General features: G+C 30.0%; 3 protein-coding genes. 1 reads left to right on the forward strand and 2 read right to left on the reverse strand.

Annotation, left to right across the window (positions count from 1 at the left end):
- Positions 1-142 precede the first annotated feature (142 nt).
- Positions 143-808: a DUF2461 domain-containing protein gene (locus R2808_RS11405; protein WP_371271136.1), complete on the forward strand. Its 666-nt coding sequence runs from the start codon at positions 143-145 to the stop codon at positions 806-808.
- Here R2808_RS11405 and R2808_RS11410 read toward each other — a convergent pair whose 3' ends face one another.
- Positions 809-1,204 carry a glyoxalase gene (locus R2808_RS11410; protein ID WP_371271137.1) on the reverse strand — a complete coding sequence of 132 codons (396 nt, stop codon included), beginning with the start codon at positions 1,202-1,204 and terminating at the stop codon, positions 809-811.
- 93 nt (positions 1,205-1,297) lie between these two features.
- The gene (locus R2808_RS11415; RefSeq protein WP_371271138.1) at positions 1,298-2,563 is read right to left on the reverse strand and encodes an OmpA family protein; all 1,266 of its coding nucleotides are present in this window, start codon (positions 2,561-2,563) and stop codon (positions 1,298-1,300) included.
- Between the last annotated feature and the right edge of the window lie 12 nt (positions 2,564-2,575).

Raw genomic sequence — 2,575 nt, forward strand, 5'->3', positions numbered from 1 at the left:
GAGGGAAAGCAATTTATATAAACGATAAAACCCATTTGGGAACAACTGAAATTTCGGTTAAACAAGAAGAATTACAACCTTTTATCGCAATAGAAACCAATAATTGGAAAAAAATTTATAACTTTTTAAAGAAACAACACTAATGATTGTCAATACAACATTCGATTTTTTAAAAGAATTGCATCAAAACAACAACCGAGAGTGGTTTGCTGAAAACAAAAAGCAATATGAAGTTGCTTTACAAAATTCAAAGCTCTTTTTTACAGAAATGAATACCGAATTATCGAAAAATGATAGTATTGAAAAAATGAATATGTTTCGAATTTATCGCGATGTTCGCTTCTCAAAAGATAAATCGCCTTATAAAACCAATTTTGGCGTAAGTTTTTCGCGAACCAAACCCATGCTTCGTGGTGGCTATTATTTACACATAGAACCAAATAATAGTTTTGTTGGCGGTGGTTTTTGGGAACCAAATAAAGAAGATTTGCTTCGAATTCGTAAAGAATTTGAACTTGATGCTTCGGAAATACGAGATATTATTGCCGATAAAAATTTTAAAAAAATGTTTGGAGAGTTAATGGGAGAGCAGTTAAAAACTGCACCAAAAGGCTTTGATAAAGAACATTCTGCTATCGATTTGATACGAAAAAAACAATTTTTAGTAATGCGAAAGTTTAGCGATAAGGAAGTGTTATCGAATTCTTTTAAAGATGACGTTTTGGCTACATTTTTAGCTATGCGTCCATTTTTCGATTATATGAGTTCGGTGTTAACCACAAACTTAAACGGCGAAAGTTTGTATTAGTTAGTTACTTTCTAAAAGCTGCACCTGATTTTTCAACCTCTCTATTAATAAATTCATCATTCTTTTATTAAGTTGCGATGAATTTTGAATATATTCTTTATATTCGGAAATGGTAAATAAGCCAATGATTATTCCTTTTAAAGAATTTCTAAATTTTATATCGCGCTGTATGCTATTTTCAATATACTGCAATTTTTTTTCGGGCGATAACAAATAGAATGTCCCTTTTTGTTTAGTGGCATAATTTTTAAAAACCTCTATAAATAAATCGTTTTGAAATTTTAGAATTGGGCGTAGGGTTGCATTTTGAAATTTTTCTTCCGAAGTAGAATTATCTAATATTTTACCAATACTAGTTCCTCGTATTTCTAAAATAGCTTCATCTTTAGTTTTCATAATTTATAAATTATGGTAAGTGTGTATTAAAGATAAAAAAATAACCCTTGAAAAATTTCAAGGGTTATTAAAGTTATTAAGAAGTTTTGTTAATTATTTTAATTTAAAAGTAACTCTTCTTACTAAAGCTCTACCTATAGAAGATTCGCCAAATTTGTCGTCTTCTCCTTTTCCATTAACAGACATTCTACTGCTATCTACACCTGCTTTAGTTAATAAATCTTTAACCGCATTTGAACGTTTGTTCGATAAATTTACATTGTAGCTATCGTTACCTATTACGTCTGCAGTACCAATTAACTCAACCGATTTAGAAGGATTAGCTTTTAAGTAATCTGTCATAAAATTAATTGCATCGTAAGATGAAGTAGTAGGAGTAGCTGAGTTGAATGGGAAATAAACATTTATATAACCATTGTTAATCATATCTTCAAAAGAAACACCTTCGTTAGCTGAAGAAACTACAGGTTCGTTTTTGTTTACTAAATTATTGATATAACTTTCATACGAATCTGGAATACCATTTTTGTTGCTATCTAAAGTTTTTCCTTTAGTATCTACTAAGTTTCCACTTGGAGTATTTGGTTCTTCGTCTAAATAATCAGCTACGCCGTCGTTATCAGAATCTTTAATTTTTTCTTCTAATTGTGCTAATCTATTTTCTAAATCAGAAGTTTCTTTAGATTTGTCTTCAAAATACCAATCTGCGTGGTTTTCTTTTTTACCTAAATAAATTGAAAGACCAATTGTTGCATTATATAAAGTACCATTAAAACCTCTATCTTCAATTACATTACCATATATACTATTGTTTCTTCCATCAAAAGTATAATGTTGACTAATATTATTAATCATAGTAAAATCAGCATTTAAAGCTACACGTTTTCCTAATTTAACTTGAGCTGTTAAACCTAGAGGAACATTAAGCATTTCGTCTTTACCTTTAAAGTTGTTAGTTTCCATAAATGAATAACCAAAACCAGCGTGTAATTGTAAGTTAAACCATTTTGCAAATTCTTCGAAGTTTAAAACTCTACCCGCATTTACAACACCTTGTAAACCTACTCTAGTGTAAGTCCCTTCAAAGTTCATGCGTGATTCTTCATTTTCGTAACTGTCGTAACCAAAATCTGCTTTTAAACCAACTTTAGTGTTAAACATATAACGTACACCTGCATCTACGTGATAGAAACTGAAACCTTTTACATTATTTCCAATTGTAAAAGGTTGCGTTGGACGGCTTAAACCTCCGTTTAAATCTACAGACCATCTGTTGTATTCTTTTGCTACACCATCTTGTGCATTTGCAACAGAAAAAGTTAATGCAACAAGTGAAAGACTTAAAATGATTTTTTTCATTTTTTATTTATT

Source organism: Flavobacterium sp., assembly GCF_041392005.1.
Lineage (GTDB): Bacteria > Bacteroidota > Bacteroidia > Flavobacteriales > Flavobacteriaceae > Flavobacterium.

What these genes read in the sequence shown, in the direction of transcription:
- R2808_RS11415 (WP_371271138.1), bottom strand. Translation starts at nt 2,563, where the DNA reads ATGAAAAAAATCATTTTAAGTCTTTCACTTGTTGCATTAACTTTTTCT.
- R2808_RS11405 (WP_371271136.1), top strand. Translation starts at nt 143, where the DNA reads ATGATTGTCAATACAACATTCGATTTTTTAAAAGAATTGCATCAAAAC.
- R2808_RS11410 (WP_371271137.1), bottom strand. Translation starts at nt 1,204, where the DNA reads ATGAAAACTAAAGATGAAGCTATTTTAGAAATACGAGGAACTAGTATT.